Here is a 26,696-nt window from a genome sequence, read left to right as displayed (position 1 = left end):
CCTCTAAGCCAACAACTAAAACAACCGCCGAGTCTTGAGAACTCAGCGGTTGTTTTTTATTTCATCGTATCGTATTCTAATTTTTCCAAACAACAATCATAATGATGGCAAGCATGACAGTGCAGAGGACATAAATCCAACTGAGGTGCATCCACTTTTTCCCTGTGAACTTAAAATAATTGGAGTTTTCCTTTTTATTCTCCTTCGACTCGCCAATCATCATCGTTGCAATAAATCCGACGATCATTACGATCACGGCAAGAACCATCAACCAGAGCATGTTTCCCCTCCCAAATGAGCTCCTTTACAAGCAGATCTCATTATAATGAATAGTCCGTCCCATGACACCAACCATTTATTCATCAATTTGGACCATCCAATTTAGCAGGTTATACATGGAGGTACGAGTTCACCACGGCTCATAACGCTACCATATTGTACAACATAATCCACATGGAACCAGCAACGATCACCACCAGGATTACAAGCCCAAGAACAAGAGAAATCAGATTATAGCGTGGTTTCTTCTCCTCGCGAAGATGCATAAAGAAATAAAGTTGAACAATGAATTGCAAGACGCCAAACATCATCAAAGCTACCGCCTTGCTCGTTCCTTCTAACCATCCTCCCAGAATAATCGCGATCGGTATAATCGTCAATACGATCGAGCACAGAAAACCAATGGTATATGACTTGAGTGACCCATGGTTGTCCTCCACCGAATGAGTTGAATCTGTATGTGCCACTTTATTTCACCCCCATCAAATACACAACCGTGAATACAAAAATCCAGACGACGTCTAGAAAATGCCAAAACAGGCTGATGATATTCACCTTGCGCTTCGTTACTGGAGTAATTCCTTTTACAGACAACTGCACCATCAAGGCGATCATCCAAACAAGTCCGACCGTCACATGCAGACCGTGGGTGCCCACCAGAGTATAAAAAGCGGACAAGAAGGCGCTTCTGCTCATGGTTGCTCCTTCATGTACCATATGAGCAAATTCGTTGATCTCAAGTCCTATGAATACTGCACCCAGTAAGGCGGTAACGGCGAGCCAGCCGATTAAAGCCTGTTTTTTCCCTTTATTTAATGCAAGGACTGCCAATCCGCAGGTATAACTGCTTGTCAGCAAAATAAATGTACTTACGATCACTCCGCTCAGTTCGAAGAGATCCGCTGGACCCGGTCCGCCATTGGTGTTGTTGTGCAAAACAATGTAAGTCGCAAAAAATGTGCCGAAGATCATAATATCCGTCATTAAGTAAATCCAAAAACCAAACGTACGCATCTCTTCCATGTCGGGATGACTGTGATGTCTATCCGAATGATGCTTTTGTACATTCTTGAGGCTGGATGATTTCATGAAGTGGTCACCTTCCTTATGGCTGCTTCCGTTTCCTTGATTTCTTCTATTGGGATATAGTAATCGGAGTCATCGTTAAATGAATGGGCAAGCATGCATATTGCAACACCGGCTAATCCCGGAACCGTAAGCCATAACCAATGAAACACGAATCCAAAACCGGCCATAAACCAGAATCCCGCCATGAGGATCGGTATACCTGAATTTTTAGGCATATGAATCGGCTCTATGATTTCTTTAGCAGGTGGAACATATGGATTGTGTTCTCTTCGCTGCTTCTCTTCCCACCAATCATCCAGTTCAGAGACTTGTGGAACAACTGCAAAATTATAATGGGGTGCCGGAGAAGGAATCGACCACTCCAGTGTACGCCCGTTCCATGGATCTCCTGTCGTATCCCGGTTTTTGCGATAATGCTTAATACCGTGGAAAATCTGCCAAGCTTGAAACAGAAAAGCGATACCCATCAAGCCTGCACCTATTGTAGAAACCAGGTTCAACGGCCACCAGCCCTTATCCCAGCTGTACGAGACAACTCTCCGCGTCATTCCCATTAAACCGAGAACATATTGCGGCATGAAACAGACATAAAAACCGATATTCCAGAACCAAAAAGCCCATTTGCCGATATGCTCATTCAGCGTAAAGCCGAACATCTTAGGCCACCAATAATAGAGTCCGGCAAAATATCCGAATACAACGCCACCGATGATGACCTGATGAAAATGCGCAATCAAGAAGTAACTGTTATGGAATTGAAAATCGGCAGGCGCAACCGATAAAAGCACGCCAGTCAGTCCCCCTACAATAAAGCAGGGAATAAAGCCTATCGTCCAAAGCATCGGTGTTCTGACCGTGATCCTTCCACGAAACATGGTGAACAGCCAATTGAAGACCTTCACCCCTGTCGGAATCGCGATCAGCATCGTTGTTAAAGCAAAAAATGAGTTCACATCTGCTCCCGAGCCCATGGTAAAGAAGTGATGCGCCCACACAAGGAACGACAAAATACTGATGATCATCATGGCATATACCATCGAATGATATCCAAACAGTTTTTTTCGTGAAAAGGTCGATACAATTTCCGAAAATATTCCAAATGCTGGTAAGACGATGATATACACTTCAGGATGTCCCCACATCCAAATCAAATTGATATACATCATGGGGTTGCCGCCGCCATCAAGCGTGAAGAAGTGTGCGCCCGCATAACGATCCAGGAATAACAGTGCTAAGGTAGCAGTCAGGATTGGAAATGAGAAAATGATGGCGATGCAGCTGGATAACACAGACCACGGAAACAGTGGCATTTTCATCAGCTTTATACCCGGCGCACGCATTTTTAATATGGTCGCAATAAAGTTAATACCGGTCATCAAGCTGCCAATCCCGGATATCTGAATGCCCCATATATAAAAATCTTGCCCGACGCCCGGATTGTACATCAATTCGGAATAAGGCGGGTAGGCAAGCCAACCGGCATCCGGCGAACCTCCTATCACAAAAGACAGGTTAAATAACATGGCACCGGCAAAAAACAACCAGAAGCTTAGCGAATTAAGAAACGGAAACGCTACGTCCCTCGCTCCGATTTGAAGAGGTACGATCACATTAAAGAGGCCAAACATAAACGGCATGGCCATAAATAAGATCATGATGACGCCATGAGTCGTGAAAATCTCGTTATAATGATCTGGCTGCAGCAAATTAGAATTCGGCATAGCCAGCTGGGCTCGCATTAAAAGTGCGTCCACTCCCCCACGAAACAGCATAAGAAAAGCCGATAGGATATACATAATGCCGATTTTTTTGTGATCTACACTGGTAAGCCACTCCTTCCACAGCCACCTCCATTTTTTGAAGTAAGTCAGTGTAAATAATACAGCCAGGATCGTCAGCAAAATACTGACATCGGCACCATAGATCATTGGGTCACCTGTTACAAAAAAGCCTGACGCGAAGCTTTTAATATGTTCTAACATTTCAATTCTCCTTTACTACAGCTAATGGCTCATATCCATGCCCGGCATTTCGCCGTGAGTACTGTCATGATCATCAGATGTTGACATGTCCAGCATATCCTTGTGGGACATACCATGATTATGGGATGATGCATACTTGGTCACGGTCATTTCAAACAATCCTTCGGGAAAGGATGAATAAGAGCGTGCCTGTAGCGTAGAAGGTTCAACCAATTGCTTGTATCCATCTAACGTAAGCACAGGCGAATCCGATTTGATTTTACTTACCCATTGGTCAAATTGATCCTGCCCTACAGAATCGACGTCAAAGTACATCTTCGCAAAATCGGTTCCGGTAAAATTAGCGCCTGACCCCCAAAACTTCCCTTGTTCGTCTGCTTGCAGATACAGCGTCATCGCCATGCCTGACATTGCGTACATTTGACCGCCAAGCTGCGGAATCCAAAAGGAATTCATTGGAGAATCTGCTGTGATTTCAAAACGGATGGGTACCCCTTGAGGAATCTTCAGCTCATTTACTGTAGCGATTCCCTGCTCCGGATACTGAAACAGCCATTTCCAGTTCAACGATGTCACTTGCACCGTTATCGGTTTAACGCTTGCTTTTAGCGGTTTCGATGGCTCCAAGGCGTATGTAGAACGAACCGTAATGACAGCGAGCGTTGCAATAATTGCGATGGGTATTCCCCACCATATTAATTCCAGCTTGGTGCTATGAGCCCAATTGGGAGAATAGCTAGCTTTCCGACCAGCTTTATCCCGGTATCTCCAAACAATGATGGCTGTTAATATAAGAACCGGAATAATGACTATACAGCAAAGCACGGTTGATATAAGCATCAAATCCCGCTGATGCTCAGCAATAGGACCTTTGGGGTTCAGTACAATGATTTTTTCTGTACACCCGGTGGATATCAATAGCATGAATATCAACATGGATAATGTTGCCAGCCAACGCAACTTTTTGGGTACCTTCATGTTTCTCACTCCTAATATCTTCATTCTTCAAAAAGCTGCCAGTCACGATCACCCAAATACGATAAATGGCTGCTTACTTTTTACGATACTTCCAAGATCGAATGGCAGTATCGGTTAACAAGCTGAACAGTAGCGTTGCCAGTGTGTTATGAAGAAGACTCGCAAAAAACATCTCGTTTACGTTCCTGAATGCATAGGTCAACCAGGCGCCGCTCAGGATTTGCCCCACCGTACAGAGGAGCGAAAAGACAGCAGCCATCGTAAAGGCAGCCCGCTCCCTTGGAGCTTCGATTCGGCGAATAATTATCAACCAAGCAATCATAAGAACGAGAAGAAAAATGGCAGCTAGTCTATGGGCAAAAACGACCTCAGTTGCATGGGTTAATACTGGAATCACCCTCCCGTTACATAAAGGCCATCCACTGCATCCGCCTTCTACCTTCATATGCCGGATAAAAGCCCCTAAATAAACGACACCATAGCAGAACAACCAAATGAACCAAGCAAACAATGATATGCCTGTTGAGGATTGAACGGATGGATTGCTTGGTTTATTAAATCTGTGAATCCAGACAACCAAAAGCATGCTAGCAGCAACAGCAAGCAGTGATATTCCGAAATGTAGTGCCATGACTGCGGGTTGCTGCGTCCATTTCACGGCTGCGGCACCCATCAGTGCCTGAATAATCGTGAAGATGAGTGTTCCTGACGCATAAACAAATGCTTCGCGATACGGTTTGCGGTAGGGCCAAGTGGAGAAAAAAGTGCAGACCACCAGCAATCCGACGATGCCCGTGATCAGCCGATGCGAATATTCGATCAAGGACTCGAGCGTGTAAGCGGGAATAAACCTTCCATTACACAAGGGCCAGTCACTTCCGCAGCCGCGTCCTGAACCCGTTTGGGTGACGATGGCACCGGCCACAAGGACAAAAAACATGCCAACGAATGAAGACCACGCCAAGATTCGATAACTGGTCGATATCATCTGCATCCCCCCTCCAGTCAATCTCGAACTATATATTCGGCAGTGTTAAAGCTTACTTCTTTTGATGTCGGACCAGCTACGACTCTCAGTTTTTGGTTAGTGGGATCCTCCGGCCCTTTTACAGGCAATCCAACCTCCAAATGTCTTTTTATATAATCGACAATTTCAGGACTGATGACTTGTCCAGGTACCAGAATGGGAATTCCCGGTGGATAAACATAAACAAATTCGGAGATCACCCTTCCGCAGGATAGCTCGAGCTCCACGCTTTCCGCCTGCGCATAGAAGGCTTCTCTTGGTGTGAACGAAATACACATCGACTCTGGGACAGAAACAGGAAGGCGAGTATAGGATCTGTTAAGACAGAGAAATTCATCTGACATATGACGCAGTGCCGCAATTAATGTATCTACATTCTCCTCTGTATCCCCCAGCGTGATTAGACATAAAATATTGCTCAAATCACTTAATTCAACCTCGATGTTATAATTCGACCTCAACCATTGCTCAGCATCGAATCCGGTCATGTTCAATGCCTCTAAATGAATGCAAAGTTTGGTCGGATCATATTGGAACACGCCCTTCTTTTGGCATATCTCATCTCCATAGCAATACATTCCGGGAATCTCGTTAATTTGCTGCCGGGCTTCCCTAGACAATTGAATGGTTTGTTCTGCCAGTTCTCGACCATAGAGAGCAAGCTGTCTTCTGGCGGCATCCAGAGAAGCCAGCAGCAGATATGAGGTCGAAGTTGTCGTAAGCATGCTCATGAATGTACGAATCCTTCTGATATCCACCCTATTCCCTTGTACATTCAGAATCGAGCTTTGCGTCATGGATCCCCCTAATTTATGGACACTGGTTGCAGCCATATCAGCTCCTGCTTGCATCGCGGACATCGGCAGCTTTTCATGATAGTGAAGCAGGGTTCCATGCGCTTCATCAACCAAAACCGGGATATTATAGCTATGAATACATTCGACCATTTCCCGTAAATTAACGCAGGTGCCGTAATAAGTCGGATTGATAAGGAGAACCGCTTTTACAGCCTTGTTCTGTTCGATGGCTTTCTGTACCGAACTTATCGTTACGCCATGGTCAATGCCAAGCTGTTCATCCCTTTCCGGGTTCACCCACACCGGAATCGCTCCCGCAAAAATCACAGCGGACATAATGGATTTATGGGCATTACGCGGGAGTATGATAGATTCTCCTGGTGAACAAACCGACATAATCATCGTCATGATGGCTCCCGTAGTCCCTTGAACCGAAAACAATGTGAAATCTGCTCCGAAAGCATCTGCCGCCAAACATTCGGCGTCACGAATGACCCCGGCTGGTTGATGAAGATCATCAAGTGGAACGATATTAATGAGGTCGATTGAGAAAGCATTGCTGCCAACAAAATCTCGAAATTCCGGGTCCATCCCAACCCCTTTTTTGTGTCCTGGAATATGGAATTGCAATGGATCGCGTGCTGCATGCTCACGTAGTGCCGTGAACAACGGGGTGTTGTGATGATTCATGGTGAATCTGTCCTTTCATTGAGCGTGATGATTGATGTGGTTGATTCCATCACCGAATATACCGGGTATCATCTCGCACGTAACCATCCATTCTGAATTTTCATATACCAACCGGTTCTGTGACAAAAGTGGTTGACTAAACTACTATTCAATTGGTTGGTTACTTTTCAGGAGAAAGACTATATATTTAGCCACACAACATTTGGGGGAGATTGGAGTTGATAACATGCTAACAGAACAGGCTTTGAAAGGGGTTTTCGTACCTGTTGTGACACCGTATGATCGCAGACGGAACCTGGATATGGCTTCGCTGCAGGACCTGATACTCCGTCTGTTGAGCAAAGGAATTCATGGGATCATTGTGAATGGAACCACCGGAGAGCTCCCAGTGATAGAAGACCGGGAATTTGAAACCCTCGTGCTGACGGCTCGCCATACACTTGATACTGCAGGTGTTAATCCTCCTTTAATTGTGGGTACAGGTTCTAATAACATATCCGTTACCTTGAGAAGGACAGTCCAGGCCAAATCCCTTGGAGCGGATGCTGCGCTTGTTGTCACGCCTAATAACAATCACCTTTCACAGCAAGGCATGATCCACCATTTCCTTGCATTAGCCGAAGCAGAACTTCCTTTGATTTTATCTGATATCCCAAATTGCACCGTAGGGGCTATGGAGCTGGAGACCATACAAGCTATTATGGAAATGAATCACATCATTGGTTTAAAAGAAAGTACAGGCAACTTAAGACATGTATTTAGGCTTGCACGGGTCATGTCCAAACCGATTCTATGCGGAGAAGATGAGCTCTTTTTTGCTTCCTTATGCTGCGCGGCAAAAGGAGGTATTTTAGCCAGTGCTAATTTGGATAGTGAACAGTTTGTACAAGTCTATGAGTTATTTCAAGCCGGTAAAATAGATGAATCACACCAGGCATTTGACAAGTTACTTCCACTTATTGAATTTCTGTTCTCTGAACCCAATCCCGCACCCTTGAAGTGGCTTCTTGCCCAGCGAGGACATATCCGCTCCGATCGCCTTCGCCTGCCTATAACAGCGATTAGTAGTTTGACGGCGAACAAAGGTGCCCAACTGCTGCAGGTAACTAACTCATAATCGTGATGAATCAATGAGAATTCTTCTTCGCTGATCAAGCACAAAAAAAACGTACAGATCCTATTTGTCTTCTAGGAACCTGTACGTTTTTTTATGCAGACCACATTGATACTTCCGTTTTCTCAGCATGTGCTGAAGTATCGAATTTTTTATCTTCATCTCACCTTTGTCAGTGTTTCATAATGGGATGCGTCCCCGTAAAGCTCAACAATTGGATGAGCGTCCCGAATCGTGATTTTACTTAAACTGGCTGGAGGAATATCAGGCATATTCCCCATACCATCGAGTCTATTTCCTGAATAGTAGTTCAAAATGGTTTTTAGAGTCATACGGTGAGTGACAACCAGAATGCTCCCTCCCTTATATTTTGATATGATTCCTTCCATCGCAGGGAGCGCCCGCTCTAACAACTCCTCATAGGTTTCTCCCTGTCCTGTAGGACGATATAAATGAGGTTTTTCAAAAAAATGCTCGAATTCCCGAGTCCATTCCTTTTGTATACTCGCTATGTGCTGCCCTTCCCAAAATCCCATGTTGATTTCCTTCAATGCTTCAAGCTGATGTATATCATCCGGCTTTCTTTCTGAGATAATTTGAGCTGTTGTGACTGCTCTTAGGCTTGAACTTGAAAAAATGGCGTCAAATGGAACCGGTCTTAATCGTTCCTTCAATCTGGCAGCCTGTACTTTCCCTTCAATGGTTAGTGGGGAATCCATATGTCCCTGCATTTTTCCCTTCACATTCCATTTGGTTTGACCATGTCTAACGAGATATATGTTGGTGTTCGTCATCATACTTCCTCCTTTTGGATAATTGAAGTATAAGACGATAATGTATAAAATAATAATATATGTTTTATATTATATATCAACAAAATGTATAGAAGGTGAGCCGTTTGTCCATTAATTTACATGCCATGATGTTGTTTTACCATGTAGCACTGACTGGCAGTGTTACGGAAGCTTCAAAAAGGCTGAATATCAGTCAACCTGCCATCTCAGCTCAAATCCGAAGTTTCGAGAAACAATATAATGTGATTTTGTTCGAAAAAAAGGGAAGGAACCTGGTACTAACGACATTTGGTCAAAAGCTGTTTAAACCCACGGAGAAATTATTTAATTTAGCGGACCAGATTGAGGTTATGATCGAGGATTACCATAATCATCCTAGAGGGAAACTGCGGATCACCGGTAATTATCTTGCAACAAGCGTACTGATCCCCAAATGGGCTTCGTTATTCAAACAAAAATATCCCGAAGTCGAAGTGGAAATTTCAACAGTGAATTCTCAACATGCTCTCGATAGATTGATGAATTACGAAGCAGATATCGCTATTTTTGGTAATGGTGAAATTACGAATCCTAATACCCAATCCCTTCATTGTATTGAATTATACAGAGATGAATTTAAGTTTGTGGTTGCTCCAAGTCATAAGTATGCGAACAAGCAAATTTCAATTGAAGAAATGATGAAAGAACCATTTATTATGCGGGAAGAAGGAAGTATTACGAGAAAAAGACTCTTTGAATTATGCAAAATAAATGACGTTAGTGCACCAAAGATCGAATTACAATTTAATGGACTTAATGAAACGATACAAGCCGTTATCGCTGGGTATGGGGTGAGTTTTGTATCATCTCTAATCGCAAGCCAATATATCCAACGCGGAGAACTGGCTGTGGTGGACGTTATTGGAGTCCGTTTCACGAATAAAATTGTTCTTTGTTCTCGTGATAAAAATTCCCTGGAAGGATTTATCCGAGATTTTATTTTAATAGCGCAAAAGGATAAAACTATAGAAGAGAACGTCTCACATTAATCCATTTTGTACCAAAGTAATATGACTTAATGAAAAAAAAAGTGGGCACCGAATAGCGGCCCCCACTCCAAAATGTCATTTATCTGAATTCATCCTCATTAACGATCAATTCTTGTGCAGCTGTCGTAATCTTGGTGTCCTTATGCTCAACATGGGCTTTTACGTAGTATACGCCGCCTTCTTGAAACATCGTTTTGATCCGGTAAGTACCATCCTGCAAAGAAGTTGCCGTAATCGTATCATGTTTCACGCTATTCTTTTCCCATATTTCAAAACTAACTTCGCTGGCATCTTTTACTCGCTGCTTTCCATTGGTCAAATGAGCATCTATGAGAATTGCACGACCGGGTACAAGCACGGTTTGGACGGTATTCACTTCTACGTTGATCTTTTGAGCTTCCTTAAGCTCTCCCCCGCTTTCCTTTGAACAAGCAGCTGAGAGGATTAGACTTGATGCTCCAACCAACAACAGAAGACTTTTTTTCATGCTAAGCATCTTCATTCTATCAGCACCCCCTTGATGTACCCTAAGTATACTGATACAAGACATTTAGAAATAATATATTATTTCTAATACATATATAAAAAATCTATATATCGTTGATTTGGAAAACATTAAACCCCCATAATCTGCGATTATGGGGGTTCTGGTATCTATGCTGTAAAAATTCTCTTATAGACCTAGCTTGTGGCCCTTCTCCAATCGCTGAATCTGCTTTTCACCACTATCCGCCATTTCACGGAACTGATTAATGGTATCCCGCATTTTAGGGAGAGCCTCCTGCTTGTAGGTGCTGATGGAATCCAACGCTGACAGCACATCCGAAAAGGCTTGTTTTAATGTGTCTACTGAGATACTGCTTTGAAGTGCTTGCTTTTGGATCTCTGCCCCTTGATTTTTCAGCATTCTGGACGTGCTGGAAATCAGCTCATTCGTGGTTTGATTTAAGAGTTCGATTTTCTTCAAGACAATCTTTTGATTGTAAAGAGCACTTGCTACAGTCACGGAAATCTTCAGCGCGGAGACCGTTACGTTTTTAGCGCGATCTACTCCGCGAATCAGTTCTTTGTTGTTCCTGATGACAACTTCAATGGCCATGATCCCCTGTTGGTTGACTACCAGCATCTGCTGCAGATCCATAACCCGCTGACGGAGCGGGAATAACACTTCTTCCGTGATGAAACGGATTTTGTCGGGGCTTTCATTACGTGCTTTGGCCGCCTCGATTTGCGATTCAATCGATTCGTCCATCAATCCCCCGAGCTGAATTTCTTTTTGAAGCTTTTTAGTCAAATCCCGAAGCGTCTGCTGCTCAATCTCCAGTGTTGTGTTGTCATTTTTAAGTGTCTGCTTTCCTTTATCCAAAGAAATCACAATATCTGCAATGACGCTATCCGCCTTCTCGAATCTAAGAAAGTATGCACGGAGCGGATTGAAGAGCTTGCCGAGAAATCCCGTTTTAGCGAAGTCTACTACGCTTGGGTCCAAGTCTCTCAGCTGGATATTCAATTCAGTCAGCCCTTTGGCAACATCCCCGCCCTCATCACCCGTTTTCGAGAGTTTACCAACTGAAACCTGAAGCAGCGCATTTTTATCCGAGGATATTTTCATTGTATTTAGGCCAAAACTATCGATGGATTGCAGAATCTCTTTCCGCTTCTCAAGCGATTCAACATCAAGATCCATAATCGCTGCGACATTAGAGTCTGCCAGCTCCTGCAGCTTCGCGACTTCCTCAGGAACGGGCTTTACTTCTTGTTCAATCGCTGCCTTAATCTCTTCCGGGCTTGCTACTTCCATTGAAAATGACATCGTATTCCTCCTTTATTAGGCTTGATTACATTTGGACGTTAAACAAGTTTCCGATCTTGTAGACGACATCATCGGTATCTGCATTAATGCTAGCCGCCTCGTTAATACTCGAAATACTTTGAAGCGCCTTTATGTTGGCGTTATAACCGATCGTATATATGGGTACCTTATAGGTCTCAATTAAGCTCTTGATGTCTTTTAGCGTATGTCCCTCATTGGTTTCCCCATCACTAAGCACGAAGATTAAAGGCTTACTCGTTGGATTTACAGCTAACTCATCCTCAAGCATTTTTAACGCGACCACGATCCCATCAAATGTAGCCGTACCTCCACTCGCTTGGAGACTGTCCACGGCTCCGACGAACATGGACTGCTGGTTCGTGTCATATTTTCCAATCGGCAAATTAATGGTTACGTCACTCGAATAAGAAACAAGTCCAATACTATTATCTCGTCCTAAAAACTTTTGACCCTTGAGCAGAGATTCTTTCAAGCGATTCAATGGTTCACCCGCCATGCTGCCTGAAACATCCGTTACAAATACTGCTGCAATGGCTTTATTGCCATTCTTCTTTTCTTTCCATAACTTTTGAGCGGAAGACAGAAGGTTGCCATCCACTACAGCCAGTTCTGATTTGTATTCTTCCAGACTATTAAAGCCCTTTTCTTTTGCTGTATTCTGATATTTATCCTGAGCAACAAAGTCTGCGAATTTCTTAATGACATCCAGCTTCTCCTGAGGCAAATCGCCTAAAGCATACAGCGGACTGTCATGCCTCACACCAAAAGGAGTGAAAACATAACCGCTCTTCAAGTCCGATGCGTTAACAAACGTCTGATATTCCAAAACAAACCCGTCAAGCATTCCCGATTTAGCCGCATCGCGCATTTGGATGGTGGTGGACGCGGTAAATGGTACATTAGCCTGGAATTTCTCAAACCCTTGAACGGCTTTATCACCCAATATATTCGAGCTGTCGAATGTATTAAGCGCAGTTACAAGGAAGTTTAAGCCTGTAGAGCTGGCAAATGGATCCGTATATCCCATGGAAAACTCGTTGTTTGCGATCGCTTCAGTCACTGTTTTGACATTCACAGATCCGTATTTATCTACTAATGCATCATATTTTGCCTTCGATAACACAATCCCCGGAACATTTCCGACAAGCCGTTTAGTAACGAGCTGAGTCTTTACGCCGCTGGCCTTGATCATTTCGCCCCATAATTCATTGGAAGGTGTAATCGCATCGGGTATGTATTTGCCGGATTTAATATAATCAACGCCCGTTCCGGATGCGATATTACGAATCTTAACAGACGCTGGTTTTCCGTTCACATTGATATTAGCCTTGTTAAACTCGGTAGCTACTTCGGTTAACCAACCGTCAACGCCAGTACCTCCCTTTTCAGGGGATGAGAAAATCTCCACAAAATTATTCGTCGTGTTGTTCACCGTAATCGGGAACTTGGAGATTTCCGGCAGGGAGTCAGCCACATCTACCGGATTAAGGTCGATTTGTCCCTTGATTGGCGTGTCCATAGACACCGAGATATTGGAGTAAAGCTTGTTTAAGCGCTTCGCTGCATCTTCCGCGGTCACCTGCGTTTTGGTCTTCCCTAAATTTGAGGTTAGGGTGACTCCCACATATACAAGAACAAATACGACAACTAAAATGATGCCGGATATAAGAAAAAACTTACTCTTTTTTGCCATTCTTTGCACCTCTCATTGCTTATAGTATTTGGTTTGCTTAATCAATGAGTCGATCTCCTGCATACAAGGCATATTATCAATATCCCCCGGCTCAAAACTATCCAAGCGGGATATTTCGAGCAGCAGCTTATCCAGTTTCAACAAAATTTCCTCGTTTGTATCCAGAGAACTTTTCATGAAAGACAGATAATCGTTGTACACGTTCCTTTTTTCTTGAAGAAGCTCCTTGGAAAACTTTGTGGACTTTTGGCTCATGACACTCATATACTCCGACTCATCAAAAACACCCAGCCTGTTCAGGATACTTCTGACATTAAGATAGAATAGCTTTTCTACCTCATACGTGACGGAATCAAACTTCTTGTAACTTAACTCCGAAGCATCAAATCTTTGATTTAGAACATTCAGCAAAGTGGCCTTCTTTTTTTTCAACCGTTCCAACTGCTCTAAGGCAAAGGTTATGTCTTCCTCAAGCGTCTTTACATGTCTGTAATGATTCAATGCCTCCACATAATCCTCATGTGTTTTTACTTCTTTTACAGGCAAAACAACGGGTTGTTTAAAAAGTAAGACATAGCTCCCATATAGAAGCACTAATGCGCTGGCGATCAGTAATGTTATTGCAAATGCTGTAGAGAGAGCATTTCTGCCTATTTCCACCCCTAAGAATCCGGGCGAGAGCACTAGGATATTCACAACCAAAACACCTAGTATAAGACCCACAAGTTTTATGTACTTCGTTTGATTCAATACTTACTCCTCCTCTACCTCCATAAGGATCCGGAAGTAAATAAGTGGTTCTGCGCCACTATCATATACATACAATTCAGAACCGGATGCTTGCGCTTGCACCTTGTTATCGGCATCATAAGATTTCCAGTCCACGCTTATCTCAAAGCCGATGAGAATCCGGTATCACTGCATTATACCTACGTTGTATTCCCGGATCGGTTCCATTCGATTTCGATTTTGTCTTTCCCTCCTATAACGGTTATATTTCATTTCATTACATTCTTTAAAGGCTTGCTCTGTAATCGGACTACTCTATAAAGAATCACGCTACAATTTTCCGCCTTAAGTAAAATGCTGTAATGTCTACATCTTTTTATGTAAAGACACTGCAACATGAAAATTGTACCATATGTCAGGAGATGAGGTGATAAGAAACATTTAAAAAAATCAGATTCTTTTGCAGCCTGATTTCATCATATGCAAATGCCCGGTTTATTTGCTCTCTGCTGTTCGGCTGAACCGAAAAAGGACATTTGCTCAGCAAAATATCTCTTTATGTTAATTTTGTGCTTTTCGCCAATATTGGCATTTTTGTATCACCTAGTTCATTATTCAAATAACAAAGGTATGTTTAGTTTTATATTAGAGATGGCTAATATGGATAAAACGAACATTCATCGAAGGAGAGATAAAAATGGCTTCTATTGGTCCACAACGCCCTACGCGTGTCGCTATAATCGGAACGGGAGCCGTTGGCTCGACAACCGCGTATACCTTATTCCTGCGGGAGCGGGTATCAGAGATGGTGTTGATTGATGCTAATCACGAAAAGGCGCTGGGGGAAGCACTCGATATGAACCATGGTCTTCCATTTGCGGGGGGAGTGACACTGTGGGCCGGCGATTACAGTGATTGTAAGGATGCGGATATCATTGTCATAGCCGCCGGATCGAATCAACGTCCTGGAGAAACCCGTCTGGATCTGTTAAAGAGGAACACAGCTATTTTTGACGATATCATTCAGAACATCGTGAAGTTCAATGATCATGGCATCATTCTGGTCGCCACGAATCCGGTGGATATCCTATCCTATGTCACACTTAAAAAGAGCGGCTTTCCCGTGCATCGGGTTATCGGATCAGGTACTCTACTCGATAGCGCACGTTTCCGGTATTTGATTGGCCAGAATAAACAGATCAATCCGCGCAGCATTCATGCCCACATCGTTGGTGAACACGGGGATTCGGAGCTTCCCCTCTGGAGTATTGCCAACGTCGCGGGTATCGGACTCGAATTTACGGATGAAGAACGCAAGGATATTTTTAATCGGACAAAAAATGCTGCTTATGAGATTATCAATGCAAAAGGTTCTACCTCCTACGCGATTGCGTTAGCGCTTGACCGGATCATTGTTTCCATTTTGCAAAATGAGAGCTCGGTACTTAATGTATCAACGCTCCTCACCAACTACAACGGTGTGTCGGATGTATATATGGGCGTTCCTTGCATCGTAGATCGATCAGGTGTACGGGGAATCCTAGATCTGAAGCTGGACGACCAGGAACTGGCGCAATTCCATGCATCGGCTGATAAGCTGAAGGAACAGATTGCTAACCTGATATGATGATGTCAAAAGAGGTTGCAGCATAGCTGCACGATCCGTTATTAAACGCATCTGGCCCAATGTCTAACGATTGACAACAAAGTTTGTATTTTCTATAATTTCGACAAGCACCCTACAGTCAAAGAAATAAGGTGAGTCGTCTATGTCTCCTCGTACAAAGGAACAAAATGAACAAATACGCAAACAACGGAAGCAAGAAATTCTGAATGCAGCTATCCGTGTTTATGTCGATAAAGGCTATGCGGCTTCCGAGATGGCGGATATCGCGAATCAAGCCGGTCTTGCGCACGGACTTGCTTTTTACTATTTCAAGAACAAAAAAAATTTGTTCCGTGAACTTTATGAATACATGATGGAAGAATCCAAGCAATATACCAAGGCATTCTTTGAGCAGGAAATACCTGTTCTTGAGCTGTTCAGCAGCTATGCCAGGATCGTATGCGAACGTGTCATCATAAGACCGGAAATTTCCCGTTTCTACATGAGGATTGGCCTGGACCTGCATTTGTTGTACAGTCCCGATGAAATTTCACCATTCAAATGGGTCAAGAGTTTTATGGAGCAGATGACCAAAACCATAGAAAAAGGAATCGCTCAAGATATGATTCGACAAGGAGATGCCCATTTGATGGCTATGCAATTTTGGGGATCTGTTTCCCAAGGCATGGCTTATTTGGATCAAACGAAGCAGGAGCTCGAATCACAAGGAATTCCTGAAGCAGATGTAACGGATCAACTGAATAAAGTGCTGAATCAAATCATTGAATCGTCTGTAGCCGTAATAAAACCTTAGAATTTTTTTTACTTTTTAGATTGACTTATAAATCAATTAAAAATAATATAAAATCGAGGAGAGTGAATATGTTGTTAGTAGAACTTTCAAGGCAGGAATTTCAAGAGTTGGATGGCGTAGGGCTTATGATGGCTTGTATTGAGCCAACAATCCAACAAGTTCGTGGTCAGCATCCATCTTTGAAGACAGAAAGGATTAACAAACTGAATAAAGCCCAGCAATCCTTGTTCATGTTCAGACTGCTCTACCCTGCCAGGAATTCCGAGCAGGATTATCAATTATGGATGACTTATGTTTTGCAAGAACCCGACTATTGGTCAGGGATCAACGCAGGTTTACGTTTTTTTGAAGAAGCCACTCTGATAGAAATTCTTAAAGAATCCGAAGCGGCTCTTACCTCGTCCCCGCCGGAAACTTTACAAACAGGAATCACTCCCTTATTCGAAAAATTCTGTGCTGCATTTGATGATAGCCTTCATCGGATTAGTCAATATATACGAACCAACCCAGATATGTTTATACAATTTCTAAATTAACACAGCAAAATAATGATTACTGTTTGACTTGTACTGCATAACTAGGCCATAACATAAAAATCCCCCTCAGAGTCTAATGGGTCAGACATTTGAGGGGGATCTCCTATTTATACTTCCATCACTAACCTATGCTCATCTTTTTCCATCTGGGAATGGTAAAGGGTATGATATCTTCCTCCAGCCAGCAGCAGCGCGTCATGCGTGCCTTTTTCCACAAGCTGCCCATTTTCCATCACCAATATCAAATCCGCATTCTGTACAGTTGACAGACGATGCGCAATGACGAGCGTCGTTTTTCCAACCATCAACTTTGTCAATGCATCCTGCACAACCCTCTCGGATTCATTATCCAGCGCAGACGTAGCTTCATCAAGTAGAAGTATCGGTGCATCCCTCAAAATAGCTCTTGCAATTGCAATCCGCTGCTTCTGGCCGCCGGACAGTCTGGAACCTCTTTCCCCAATCTCCGTCTCGAAGTCATCGGGCAGCTTCATAATAAAATCATAAGCATTGGCTTGTTTGGCAGCTGAAATCATCTGCTGCTCATTCACCGACGGGCTGCCATCCATTATATTATCCCGAATTGATCCCGTGAAAAGAACGGACTCCTGCGGAACCAGAGAGAAATAATTCCTGTATTCCCGTAATCCTATAGCCTCTCTGTCCCTCCCATCAATCTCGATCGTTCCGGTCGTGGGGATATATAGTCCCATCAGCAGTTTAAATAACGTGGATTTGCCTCCTCCGCTGGTTCCCACTATCGCAATCGTTTGACCTGCATACACATGGAATCGAACATCACGAAGAGCGAGGGCGTCAACAGAATCCGTATAGGAGAATCCGAGATTGGAAACAGCCAATTCGCTGAATGATGTTTTGGCGTGGCTTTCCTGCGGAAGCTCAGTATACTCTTTAGGGAAATCAATCACCTGAAATATCCGTTCAGCCCCGGCTAAAGCCTGCTGCATTCCGGACCACAAAGCAGGAAGCATGGAAAACGGGTTAACCAAATAGTTCATCAATTGTATAAATCATGGCCCCCACCTCAAGGCTCCCTTTGGCAACAAAAAAACCGGCAAGCAAAATCGCAATGATAAAGGTTAGATTAGCAATTCCCTGCGATACCGAATTCGCAGCCCCCTGGATTTTGCCCTGACTACGCTCAATCTCTGAAATTTCTGAGCTGTACTGTCGATATTGATTGGCTATTTTCTTTTCAAGGCCAAATATTTTATATAGAATACTGGCACCGAGAACATCCTGCAGAAAAGAGGTTGTCCTTCCCATCGCTTCCTGAAGGTGTATGCCCTTCTTTCTCATGACCTCACCGAACATTTTCCCGGCTAAAATCATGAGCGGACCTATGGATATCGTGATTAATGCAAGAGGCCAATGAATGCTCAGCAAATAAATAAAAGCGCAAAGGGCAAGCAGCGGATTTTTAAGCAAAGCCATAATCACGTTGCCGCTCGCTTCACCTACCGCGTGATTGTCGCTTGTAAAACGAGCAAGCAAATCGCCGGTATGATGCTGGTCGTAATAGGATTGGGGTAGACGTAAAGCATGCTCCATTGTATCCTGGCGGATATCGTTTCTAATTTTCAGTGATGCTTTTTGCTTGAGATATGTATCGAAATAAGCAATCAGGCTTATGCAAATGAGCATTCCCACACCCATGAGAATCAGAATAGGCCAGCGGTTTACTTCAAATTTCACTGCTGCATTTGTAATGATTGACAAGAACCAGGCAACGGACAGATCCAGCACAATGCTCGCAAGCATGGTAATGATCAGCCCGGCATACAGCAGCTTGTATCTGCCCATGTATTTTAATAATCTAAAAAAAGTACCTTCTTTGTTCATGCAACACCTCTATTCATGATTCTTATTAATAAATCAGCTTCTCCTCGCTGCTATGGTTCTTTTCATTTCAGGATCTTGCAACTGATTGGCTATTTCTTTCCATCTGGGCCCATGGCTCTCATGCGAGAGCTTCGGAACGAAGCCGAGTCTGAGATAGGTCTTGATGGCAGATATTCGAAAATCATCCGTATTGAGCAGCGCTTTTATCCCTCCGTCATTTCTCATTTGGATTAAGGCAGCATGGGTGATTTTCTGACCAAGACCTTGTCCTGCATAAGCATTCATGATGCCGACCATATGAAGATATCCCATATCGCTGCCGAGTTTTGCTTGATGCCAGGCGGAAGCCGTCGCCACCGGTTGATCTCCTTTCCACAGAATAATGATCCGTTCGGGTCTGAATTCCACATCCTTTTTCATAAATTCCTCGAAAGAAAATGGAGATTGGAAAGATTCCCCTATAATCGCTTCCCATGCTGCCTCATGACCAGGTTGATAAGCGGCCAAGCGATACGGTTCTGAATTTGAAATTTCAGGTAATAGAGATAACTGTTCGTGAATCATGACTAATTGAGGCAAAATGGAATCGCTCAATGGATAACCCCCTACACGTAGTAATATAAATCCTTCTTCATAGATTTCACTCTAAAATATTGAATATCTGCACACCGCAATCGTATCCGTGGATACTTTGTGCTGTCAACGAAACAAATAACGTACACGGTACATTATCGGATACAGATAACGTTCAAAAGTTTCGCAGCGGATACAGGTATTTAATGATATGGAGCGTACCCCTCCAAACATATAGAGGAGAAATCATTGATCAATGCCCAGGTTGAAGATATCCTGTCAGGCATAGTTGTACAATCTTTTACGAATGAGCATGTTGAACAAAGAAAGTTCGCATACGAGAACGAACGATTTGTGTATAGCCGAAAAGAAGGATATAAAAGTGAAACCCTCTTCGATGTATAGTTATTTGCAGGAAACATCATGGACAACATACGTTACGGGAAAACGGATGCAACTCTGGAAGAAATTATTTAGGCAGCCCAAAAGGCCAATACACATGGCTTTATCATGGAGTTACCGGACGATATGAGACAGATATTGGACAACGCGGTGTGAAATTGTCTGGAGGTCAAAAGCAAAGACTGAGTATTGCCCATAGGCGCAACCTATGCGAACCTCTACAACATGCAGTTAAAAATATGAGTACAGATAAACTAGAAGAATACTACTTGTTATTCTAAATTAAATGTTGAAACTGAAAAAAATATAAAATTCACCAAGACACAGCGGCAGACCCCTCATCCTGGTCTGCCGCTTGAATGTGATCCCCACAAATTATCCCATGACGAAAACCTCTTGATTATCATAGGTCTGATCTCACGAACCATACTAGCACATTATTTAATTGAAATTTCATTGGTAAAGAAAATCGAGCTCTTTTGCTATGGCCAAAATTTCCGAAATATATAAATGCCCTCGGGTATTTTAAAAAATAACTAATATAATGTTTAAAATTTACTTATTGCTAACTTAGCTGCTATTTCTGCATGTATCTGTGTCGTATCAAAGACTGGTAATGAAGTGTCTTTTTGCTGAATAAGTAATCCGATTTCAGTACATCCCAAAATTACACCTTGGGCTCCTTGCGATGCAAGTCGTTCCATAATATCAAGATACTTTATCTTAGACAGTTTAGAAACAGTTCCCAAACACAGCTCATGATAAATAATGTCGTTGACCACTTCTATTTCCTCTTCGTTCGGAATCAGGACTTCAATCCCCGAATCAATCAGTTTCTTTTTATAGAAGTCCTGTGACATGGTGTACTTAGTACCTATCAGCGCAACCTTTTGAATCTTATGCTGTAACAATTCGTTTGCTGTCGCTTCAGCAATATGAATAATGGGAATATCAATATTCGCTTGAATTTGCGGAGCGACTTTGTGCATGGTATTTGTACAAATGACGATAAAGTCGGCTCCGCCCTTTTGCAAATTCTGTGCTGCTTCAGACAAAATGGCCGCACTCTTATTCCAGTCGCCATTCGCCTGACATTCTTCAATTTCAGCAAAATCCACGCTGTACATCAAGATTTTTGCTGAGTGTAATCCACCTAGTTCTTTCTTAACAACTTCATTCACAATCTGATAGTATAGTACGGTACTTTCCTAGCTCATACCACCGAGCATTCCGATTGTTTTCAATTTACAGTTCCCCTTGCAGTATATGATAAAAAACTTTTATATTGATTTCTTATCTTCTGACGTACAACATCATTTAAGTATAACAAAGAGAGAAAGGTATATAAATATTCAACAAATAAAGCTCTGAGAAATCTAATCTTAACCGTTGCGACTAGCCTTTACCCGAACTCACCAAATATGACCTCTGTTGTACCCGTTATGCGAATTAACCTTTTGCTTTAGATAAACAAGTAAGTACGAATCGCTAAAAAGGAATTCCATTATTACATCCATTTAGCATCCATCACCTCGTTAAAAGTTCCATTTTCCCTGCAGTTGAGTTCAACAAATCGCAATTGTGCATTTGTGTCTATACACCAACCTGTGATTTGAAAATCATATCTGCAGGATAAAAATTTACAGATACCGCACCAATAATAGTGATTCCAGCAACGTTATTCGCTGTAATCGGATAAGATGCTACGAAACCTCCGTTCGCATTTGCGCTTCATGTGCAAATAGAACCGTCCCAAAAAAGTAATCCGGAAATAATGTTAATGAATCCCATATAGCCGGCGATAAGCAGTCGGAGTCATCCCTTCATGCTCCATAAACCTTTTATTGAAATAACTGACGCTTGGGTATCCCGCCTCCTCCGCGATTTGTCCTACGGTTGTCTCCTTTCGTTCCAAAAGCCACTGCTTAGCCGCCTGAAGCCGGCAGCGAGTGATAAATTCCATTGGAGTCATCTCCATCACACTGCGGAACAATTTGCAAAAATAATAGCTGCTAACTCCCAGCCTTCCAGACCAGTCCTCCAGACTGAAAGGCTTCACAGCTTCCTGCTGCATCAATGGTAGGAGCTCTAAAATACGGCTGTTGGAAGTATTGGATTTGCTGCCTGTTAATGCGACGGCCTGTTCTACAAATGCACTGATTAATGCATAGGTAAGCGTGGACAAATGCGCCGGATGCAGCATCCGATGCTTTTCAGCCTCTTGAAGAAGAGCTTCATGCGCCTGCTCATACAGGTCTGTCTGACGTATCGTCCACAATAAACTCGTATGAAACCCTCTCTCCACCAAGTAATGCTGTAGTCCATTCCCATAGAAATGGAACCATCGGATATCCCACGGATCATCTTCACTGCTGTAATACCTCTGCTGCTGCATGGGAAAATATAGCACCGCTTCGCCAGCGCGCAGTTCATGAACGATGTTGTCGATCTCCACATATCCCTTGCCTGATGCTACGTAATGAATGTTGAAGTTATTCATCGCTCCTGCCTTCCGAGATACGCTGTGTTCCGGGTCATTCTGATAAATGCCCACAGACTCCGGAAAACAGAAGAAGGGCATTTGTGGTAGTGTTAGCAGATGGATCTGTCTCTTCATCATTTCTCCTTTGGATGACAATATTGTTATATCGGAAAGCAAAATAATATCATTTTAATTTTAAATTCAATCTTTTATAATCGCAATATCATCATATAAATCAGCTAAGGAGTGATGGAAATAATGAACCAAAAGTTGAAATGGGGTATACTCGGCTGCGCCAGCATCGCAAAGAGATCAGTCATTCCCGGTGTGCATTTATCCGAATTAAATGAGGTTGCTGCGATCGCAAGCAGAGATCTGGACAAAGCCAAACAAACGGCGGGTGAGCTCCACATTCCTAATGCATATGGCAGCTATGAAGCCCTTCTGGAAGATCCATCCATTGATGTTGTCTATATACCGCTCCCCAATCATCTTCATAAGGAATGGACCATTCGGGCTGCCCAAGCAGGTAAGCATATACTGTGTGAGAAGCCGCTTGCTTTGACAGAAGCCGAAGCCGCTGAGATGGCTGAGGCCGCTGAGAAAGCCGGTGTCTATTTGTCCGAAGCATTCATGTATCGTTATCATCCCCGGTACGATGCGATAAAGGATTTAATCGATTCGGGAGCAATCGGAGAACTACGGGGAATACGCAGCGCTTTTACTTTTAACAGTTCTGGTAATACAGGCAATGTCCGGTTCCGGAAGGATTGGGGCGGAGGTTCCATCTATGATGTCGGCTGCTATCCGATTAATGCCGCAAGACTGCTCCTCGGCAAAGAACCGGATGCGGTTACGGTAAATGCCCTCTTCTCTCCTGACCATGGCGACGTGGATATGATGGCTTCGGGATTGATTGAATTCGGTGATGTGTCCCTCTCCTTTGATTGCGGTATGTGGGCAGCATCCCGTAATCCGCTTGAGGTGCTTGGAACCGAAGGAATCATTGAGGTCCCTTCTGCATTTGTTACTCCTTCCCCGGGCAGTGGTAATTTCTTTATATCTGCCGGAGGCGGAGGCGAACGCAAGGAAATCCATGTCCAGGATATCAATGCATACACAGAGCAGGCCGATCATCTTGCCCGTGCAATTCATGATCGAACACCTCTGCGCTTCGATACGCAGGATGCCATACATAACATGAAGGTCATTGATGCGTGTCTGGTATCTGCCCGTGAGCATATCAGGGTTGTTCTATAAAAACCATCTGACAAGGAGGCGTCACTATGGAATATATTTCCGTTCAAGGTCTACAGAAGCCTATTTCGCGGCTAATGAAGGGTTCAGATTACTTTTTTCACGATTCCTATGATAAAGCTGCAGCCAATCTGGATTCTTTTATGGCGATTGGCGGCAACTCGATCGATACAGCCAACATTTACTGCGGCGGCCAAAGCGAGGAAGTGATCGGTCGCTATATGCAGGAGAGAGGCAACCGGGACCAGCTTGTTATCCTGACCAAAGGAGCCCATCATGACCAGAACGGTCCGCGCGTGAGCGAGCAGCATATCCGTGATGATATCACGAAAAGCTTTGAGCGGCTGCAGACGGATTTTATCGATCTTTACGCGCTGCACCGCGATGACCCTAATGTTCCGGCGGGTGAGGTTATTGAGGCCCTCAATGAATATGTGAAGGCCGGCACTGTTGGAGCAATCGGTGTGTCCAACTGGACTTGGCAGCGCATACAGGAAGCGAATGAATACGCGGCGGCGCATCAACTTGCGGGATTTTCGTTCAGCAGTCCTAATCTCAGCCTTGCCAAACCCAATGAACCATTCTGGACCGGATGTGTTTCCGCAGACGTGGAGACTTGTGCTTGGCATGAGAAGGAACAATTACCGCTATTTTCATGGTCATCACAAGCTCGGGGATTTTTCACAGGCAGGTTTACGCCTGACATTCGTGATAACGCAGACCTTGTCCGTGTCTTCTATAATGATGACAACTGGGAGAGACTTGAGCGTGCCAAGCGATTGGCAGCGACCAAACAGGTCACGGCCATTCAAATTGCCCTTGCCTATGTACTGAATCAGCCTTATCCGACCTGCGCTCTGATCGGAGCTCAGTCAGCTGAGGAGCTTCGTTCCTGTGACGAAGGCTCGCTCATTCATCTCACAAAAGATGAGCTCGATTGGCTTGATCTTACGAAAGATAAACTGTGACAAGAAAAAATAAAACAAACCCGCCATTATTTCAATGGCGGGTTTGTTTGCTTTTGAGGCTCCATTTCCTTCATATCCTGCCGGATAGGCAGCTGCTTTACATATCTGTCAGAGAGCTTCATCCATTGCATGATATAATCGTATTCAAATTTATATGGCGTAATATCTTTGACGGACTTTAGGGTTTTGATCGACGTTGCCGCTCCATCCCTAAACCCTTCTTTGCCAGGAACAAAAAGAATCTCATCATTAAAAAAAGACCCCGTCGGCAAATAATAACGCATCCCAACAATATTATGGCCCACATTCAATAGATCATGCCCAAATGCTGTGAATCCTTCACTCTTGAGATCAATACCCATGATATTGGCAAGTGTCGGGAGAATATCGACTTGTCCTCCAGTCCGATTAATTACTTTTCCGCTGAGCTGTTTGGGCAGATGAATTATCACGGGTACATTGAAGGTACTGATCTGTTTATGATAGGGAATTCCTAGTGCCTCATTAATTTCCTTCGGATCATGATACTTTTTATGAAGGCCAAAATGGTCACCATAAACGATAAATACGCTCTTATCCCACAGGCCCTCCTTTTTAAGTCCGTCAATAAAAGTTCCAAGGGCATAGTCTGCATAGTTAATCGCGACAAGATAGTTCTCCAGCCGACTATCACTCAATTTCTGAGGAAGCTGCAGCCTCCTTCTGTCTTTTGGTATCACAAAAGGAGAATGACTCGAAACGGTGACAAACTGACTATAGAATTTTTTTCGTTGCGTACTCAAAGTCTTTAGCTTGCTGACACCTACCCGGTACAGCTCCTCATCCGAAGCTCCAAATTTATTGAACTTTTCTTGTTGAAAATAAGGTCGATCATAATACGTATCAAATCCCAAAGCAGGGTATAATTGATCCCGATCCCAATAGCTCACATCATTGACGTGAAATGTGCTCGTAGTATAATTTTTGGTTTTCATCAGTCTTGCCATGCTCGAAAGCTTCCGGTTCCCGAATTTGGAAGACATGGGGTTCGACCCGATCGGATAGATGGAGGTATTACTAATAAACTCTGCATCAGAGGTATTCCCTATGCCGATCTGCTGAAATATATAAGGAAAATACAAACTCTCCGCAGCGAGCTTATTCATAACCGGAGTCACTTCTTGACCTTGGATCGATGAATTCACCACAAAATTTTGGATGGATTCAAACTGAACCATAATCAGATTGTAACCTCTCCCCACTCCAAAATAGGTCTTCCTGCCAGCAGTCTGATTTTGGTTATAGGGGTAAGCTTGATTGAGATGATTTTGTGTCTTCAAGATAATCTCTTTTTCCTTCATTTGCTTAATGGTAAGCTGTTTTTGAGGAGATTTGTTACTCTGTTCATCATCATGACGTTTAAGATAGGCTACTGTACAAATGGCGATTATAAGTATGAGAAGAATACCGGCAGAAATTCGAATATTTATTCTACGCATGATCTTTCCTATCGCTCCCCTGATTAGGATTATGATGGTCATATCCGCTATTATTTCCGTATACAGGATGCCCAAAGATGATTTCCAATAACCCGATTAGGGATGAAATCAATCAGCGCAGTTCAGAGACATGATCACAGGAGGACTATACATCCAAAAGCAAAGTTCCGGATTAGGATTGTCCATCGTAAACATGATCCTAGATAAAAATAATGGCTATTTAACTTGTGACTCTAGTGAAGAGAGCACGACCTTTTACGCCTAATTCAGGTTGCGAAACCAAATAACTAATTACTAATTCAAAAATCCCGCCAGGAGATCCGGACGGGATTTTACTATTTGCAGCACATAATACGTATGATTTTGTTCATTAAAACAAATTAATATACAGGACAGGACCGCCAATGCCCACGACCCACAGCATAGGAATTAAATTTATAAGGACTGCCGTACGAGTCTTCCGCTTATGCAACACCCAGGCTATGATCGAGCATGCGATTGCAACCAGTGGGTACACACCAATAATCGTCACAAGAGCAATAGCACCGCCGCTGACCCCACTGTCAAACCCCATAAACGATATCCCCCAAATAAAGAGCCACGGTAAAATAAACAACAAATAAATGATTTGACTGATAATCATAAACGTCTTCATGAATCAGCTCCTATGATTTGTTCAAATA

Annotated in this window: 25 protein-coding genes and 2 pseudogenes; 8 read left to right on the top strand and 19 right to left on the bottom strand. The window is 43.3% G+C overall.

The genetic code is table 11. The features are described 5' to 3' along the window. Positions 1-76: 76 nt before the first annotated feature. The 7 genes from E6W40_RS09465 to E6W40_RS09435 form a co-directional block, all read right to left on the bottom strand. Entirely contained in the window at positions 77-280 is a 204-nt protein-coding gene (locus E6W40_RS09465; protein WP_136605254.1) for a hypothetical protein, read from the bottom strand. Between the two features lie 139 nt (positions 281-419). Then, a complete protein-coding gene (cyoD, locus tag E6W40_RS09460; protein ID WP_136605253.1) occupies positions 420-746 on the bottom strand; it encodes a cytochrome o ubiquinol oxidase subunit IV in 327 nt (108 codons plus the stop codon). Position 747: 1 nt separating this feature from the next. Continuing rightward, positions 748-1,368, bottom strand: a complete 621-nt coding sequence (cyoC, locus tag E6W40_RS09455) for a cytochrome o ubiquinol oxidase subunit III (protein WP_136605252.1) — start codon at positions 1,366-1,368, stop codon at positions 748-750. Next, a complete protein-coding gene (locus E6W40_RS09450) occupies positions 1,365-3,350 on the bottom strand; it encodes a cbb3-type cytochrome c oxidase subunit I (RefSeq protein WP_136605251.1) in 1,986 nt (661 codons plus the stop codon). Before E6W40_RS09450 ends, cyoC begins: the two co-directional genes overlap by 4 nt. Before the next feature lie 21 nt (positions 3,351-3,371). Beyond that, positions 3,372-4,328, bottom strand: coding sequence for a ubiquinol oxidase subunit II (cyoA, locus tag E6W40_RS09445; RefSeq protein WP_136605250.1), 957 nt, complete (start codon positions 4,326-4,328; stop codon positions 3,372-3,374). A gap of 73 nt (positions 4,329-4,401) precedes the next feature. Next, the gene (locus E6W40_RS09440) at positions 4,402-5,316 is read right to left on the bottom strand and encodes a COX15/CtaA family protein (RefSeq protein WP_136605249.1); all 915 of its coding nucleotides are present in this window, start codon (positions 5,314-5,316) and stop codon (positions 4,402-4,404) included. Between the two features lie 17 nt (positions 5,317-5,333). Beyond that, entirely contained in the window at positions 5,334-6,842 is a 1,509-nt protein-coding gene (locus E6W40_RS09435; protein WP_136605248.1) for an aminotransferase class I/II-fold pyridoxal phosphate-dependent enzyme, read from the bottom strand. A gap of 226 nt (positions 6,843-7,068) precedes the next feature. On the opposite strand from E6W40_RS09435, the gene E6W40_RS09430 reads away from it, so the two are divergent. Next, positions 7,069-7,959, top strand: coding sequence for a dihydrodipicolinate synthase family protein (locus E6W40_RS09430; protein WP_136605247.1), 891 nt, complete (start codon positions 7,069-7,071; stop codon positions 7,957-7,959). A 155-nt stretch (positions 7,960-8,114) separates the two neighbouring features. Here E6W40_RS09430 and E6W40_RS09425 read toward each other — a convergent pair whose 3' ends face one another. Then, positions 8,115-8,750 (bottom strand): histidine phosphatase family protein, encoded by a 636-nt coding sequence (locus E6W40_RS09425; protein WP_136605246.1) that lies wholly within the window; start codon positions 8,748-8,750, stop codon positions 8,115-8,117. Between the two features lie 104 nt (positions 8,751-8,854). Between E6W40_RS09425 and E6W40_RS09420 the strand changes: the two genes are divergently transcribed. Then, on the top strand, positions 8,855-9,778 hold the full coding sequence (locus tag E6W40_RS09420) for a LysR family transcriptional regulator (protein ID WP_246072932.1): 924 nt from the start codon (positions 8,855-8,857) through the stop codon (positions 9,776-9,778). A gap of 79 nt (positions 9,779-9,857) precedes the next feature. Here E6W40_RS09420 and E6W40_RS09415 read toward each other — a convergent pair whose 3' ends face one another. The 4 genes from E6W40_RS09415 to E6W40_RS09400 all read right to left on the bottom strand — a co-directional run bounded on the left by E6W40_RS09415 (position 9,858) and on the right by E6W40_RS09400 (position 14,055). Further along, positions 9,858-10,280 carry a FixH family protein gene (locus tag E6W40_RS09415; RefSeq protein ID WP_168928870.1) on the bottom strand — a complete coding sequence of 141 codons (423 nt, stop codon included), beginning with the start codon at positions 10,278-10,280 and terminating at the stop codon, positions 9,858-9,860. 171 nt (positions 10,281-10,451) lie between these two features. Beyond that, positions 10,452-11,591 (bottom strand): toxic anion resistance protein, encoded by a 1,140-nt coding sequence (locus E6W40_RS09410; protein WP_136605244.1) that lies wholly within the window; start codon positions 11,589-11,591, stop codon positions 10,452-10,454. Between the two features lie 25 nt (positions 11,592-11,616). Further along, positions 11,617-13,305, bottom strand: coding sequence for a vWA domain-containing protein (locus E6W40_RS09405; protein ID WP_136605243.1), 1,689 nt, complete (start codon positions 13,303-13,305; stop codon positions 11,617-11,619). Between the two features lie 12 nt (positions 13,306-13,317). Beyond that, positions 13,318-14,055 (bottom strand): hypothetical protein, encoded by a 738-nt coding sequence (locus tag E6W40_RS09400; RefSeq protein WP_136605242.1) that lies wholly within the window; start codon positions 14,053-14,055, stop codon positions 13,318-13,320. 676 nt (positions 14,056-14,731) lie between these two features. Between E6W40_RS09400 and E6W40_RS09395 the strand changes: the two genes are divergently transcribed. From E6W40_RS09395 to E6W40_RS09385, 3 genes are all read left to right on the top strand, one after another. Next, on the top strand, positions 14,732-15,661 hold the full coding sequence (locus E6W40_RS09395) for an L-lactate dehydrogenase (RefSeq protein WP_136605241.1): 930 nt from the start codon (positions 14,732-14,734) through the stop codon (positions 15,659-15,661). A 142-nt stretch (positions 15,662-15,803) separates the two neighbouring features. Then, positions 15,804-16,454 (top strand): TetR/AcrR family transcriptional regulator, encoded by a 651-nt coding sequence (locus E6W40_RS09390; RefSeq protein ID WP_136605240.1) that lies wholly within the window; start codon positions 15,804-15,806, stop codon positions 16,452-16,454. A gap of 68 nt (positions 16,455-16,522) precedes the next feature. After that, complete coding sequence (locus E6W40_RS09385; protein WP_136605239.1) at positions 16,523-16,990, top strand: hypothetical protein; 468 nt, start codon at positions 16,523-16,525, stop codon at positions 16,988-16,990. A 107-nt stretch (positions 16,991-17,097) separates the two neighbouring features. On the opposite strand, the gene E6W40_RS09380 is transcribed toward E6W40_RS09385, so the two are convergent. From E6W40_RS09380 to E6W40_RS09370, 3 genes are read right to left on the bottom strand one after another with little or no spacing between them, the layout of a single operon-like run. Beyond that, positions 17,098-18,009, bottom strand: a complete 912-nt coding sequence (locus E6W40_RS09380) for an ABC transporter ATP-binding protein (protein ID WP_136605238.1) — start codon at positions 18,007-18,009, stop codon at positions 17,098-17,100. Further along, on the bottom strand, positions 17,993-18,853 hold the full coding sequence (locus E6W40_RS09375; RefSeq protein WP_136605237.1) for an ABC transporter transmembrane domain-containing protein: 861 nt from the start codon (positions 18,851-18,853) through the stop codon (positions 17,993-17,995). The genes E6W40_RS09380 and E6W40_RS09375 overlap by 17 nt, the downstream gene beginning before the upstream one ends. Positions 18,854-18,886: 33 nt before the next feature. Further along, entirely contained in the window at positions 18,887-19,447 is a 561-nt protein-coding gene (locus tag E6W40_RS09370) for a GNAT family N-acetyltransferase (protein ID WP_136605236.1), read from the bottom strand. 384 nt (positions 19,448-19,831) lie between these two features. Here E6W40_RS09370 and E6W40_RS29970 point away from each other — a divergent pair. Then, positions 19,832-20,022: pseudogene (locus E6W40_RS29970) on the top strand (ABC transporter ATP-binding protein); the annotation flags it as partial. 354 nt (positions 20,023-20,376) lie between these two features. Here the strand turns inward: E6W40_RS29970 and E6W40_RS09360 are convergent. Continuing rightward, positions 20,377-21,072, bottom strand: a pseudogene (locus tag E6W40_RS09360) (aspartate/glutamate racemase family protein). A 533-nt stretch (positions 21,073-21,605) separates the two neighbouring features. Then, a complete protein-coding gene (locus E6W40_RS09355; protein ID WP_136605235.1) occupies positions 21,606-22,445 on the bottom strand; it encodes a helix-turn-helix transcriptional regulator in 840 nt (279 codons plus the stop codon). 123 nt (positions 22,446-22,568) lie between these two features. Between E6W40_RS09355 and E6W40_RS09350 the strand changes: the two genes are divergently transcribed. Further along, positions 22,569-23,570, top strand: a complete 1,002-nt coding sequence (locus E6W40_RS09350; protein WP_136605234.1) for a Gfo/Idh/MocA family protein — start codon at positions 22,569-22,571, stop codon at positions 23,568-23,570. A 26-nt stretch (positions 23,571-23,596) separates the two neighbouring features. Further along, a complete protein-coding gene (locus tag E6W40_RS09345; RefSeq protein ID WP_136605233.1) occupies positions 23,597-24,535 on the top strand; it encodes an aldo/keto reductase in 939 nt (312 codons plus the stop codon). A gap of 26 nt (positions 24,536-24,561) precedes the next feature. Here the strand turns inward: E6W40_RS09345 and E6W40_RS09340 are convergent, their stop codons facing one another. Together E6W40_RS09340 and E6W40_RS09335 are read right to left on the bottom strand one after the other, a co-directional pair. Continuing rightward, positions 24,562-26,013 (bottom strand): LTA synthase family protein, encoded by a 1,452-nt coding sequence (locus E6W40_RS09340; protein WP_246072931.1) that lies wholly within the window; start codon positions 26,011-26,013, stop codon positions 24,562-24,564. Between the two features lie 370 nt (positions 26,014-26,383). Continuing rightward, a complete protein-coding gene (locus E6W40_RS09335) occupies positions 26,384-26,668 on the bottom strand; it encodes a hypothetical protein (protein ID WP_136605231.1) in 285 nt (94 codons plus the stop codon). Positions 26,669-26,696: the final 28 nt, after the last annotated feature.

Origin of the sequence: Paenibacillus dokdonensis (genome assembly GCF_004916975.1) — a bacterium.
Classification (GTDB): domain Bacteria; phylum Bacillota; class Bacilli; order Paenibacillales; family Paenibacillaceae; genus Paenibacillus_AQ; species Paenibacillus_AQ dokdonensis.
Note: the sequence above shows the minus strand (reverse complement) of the source record. Positions and strands in the feature narration are given on the sequence as shown.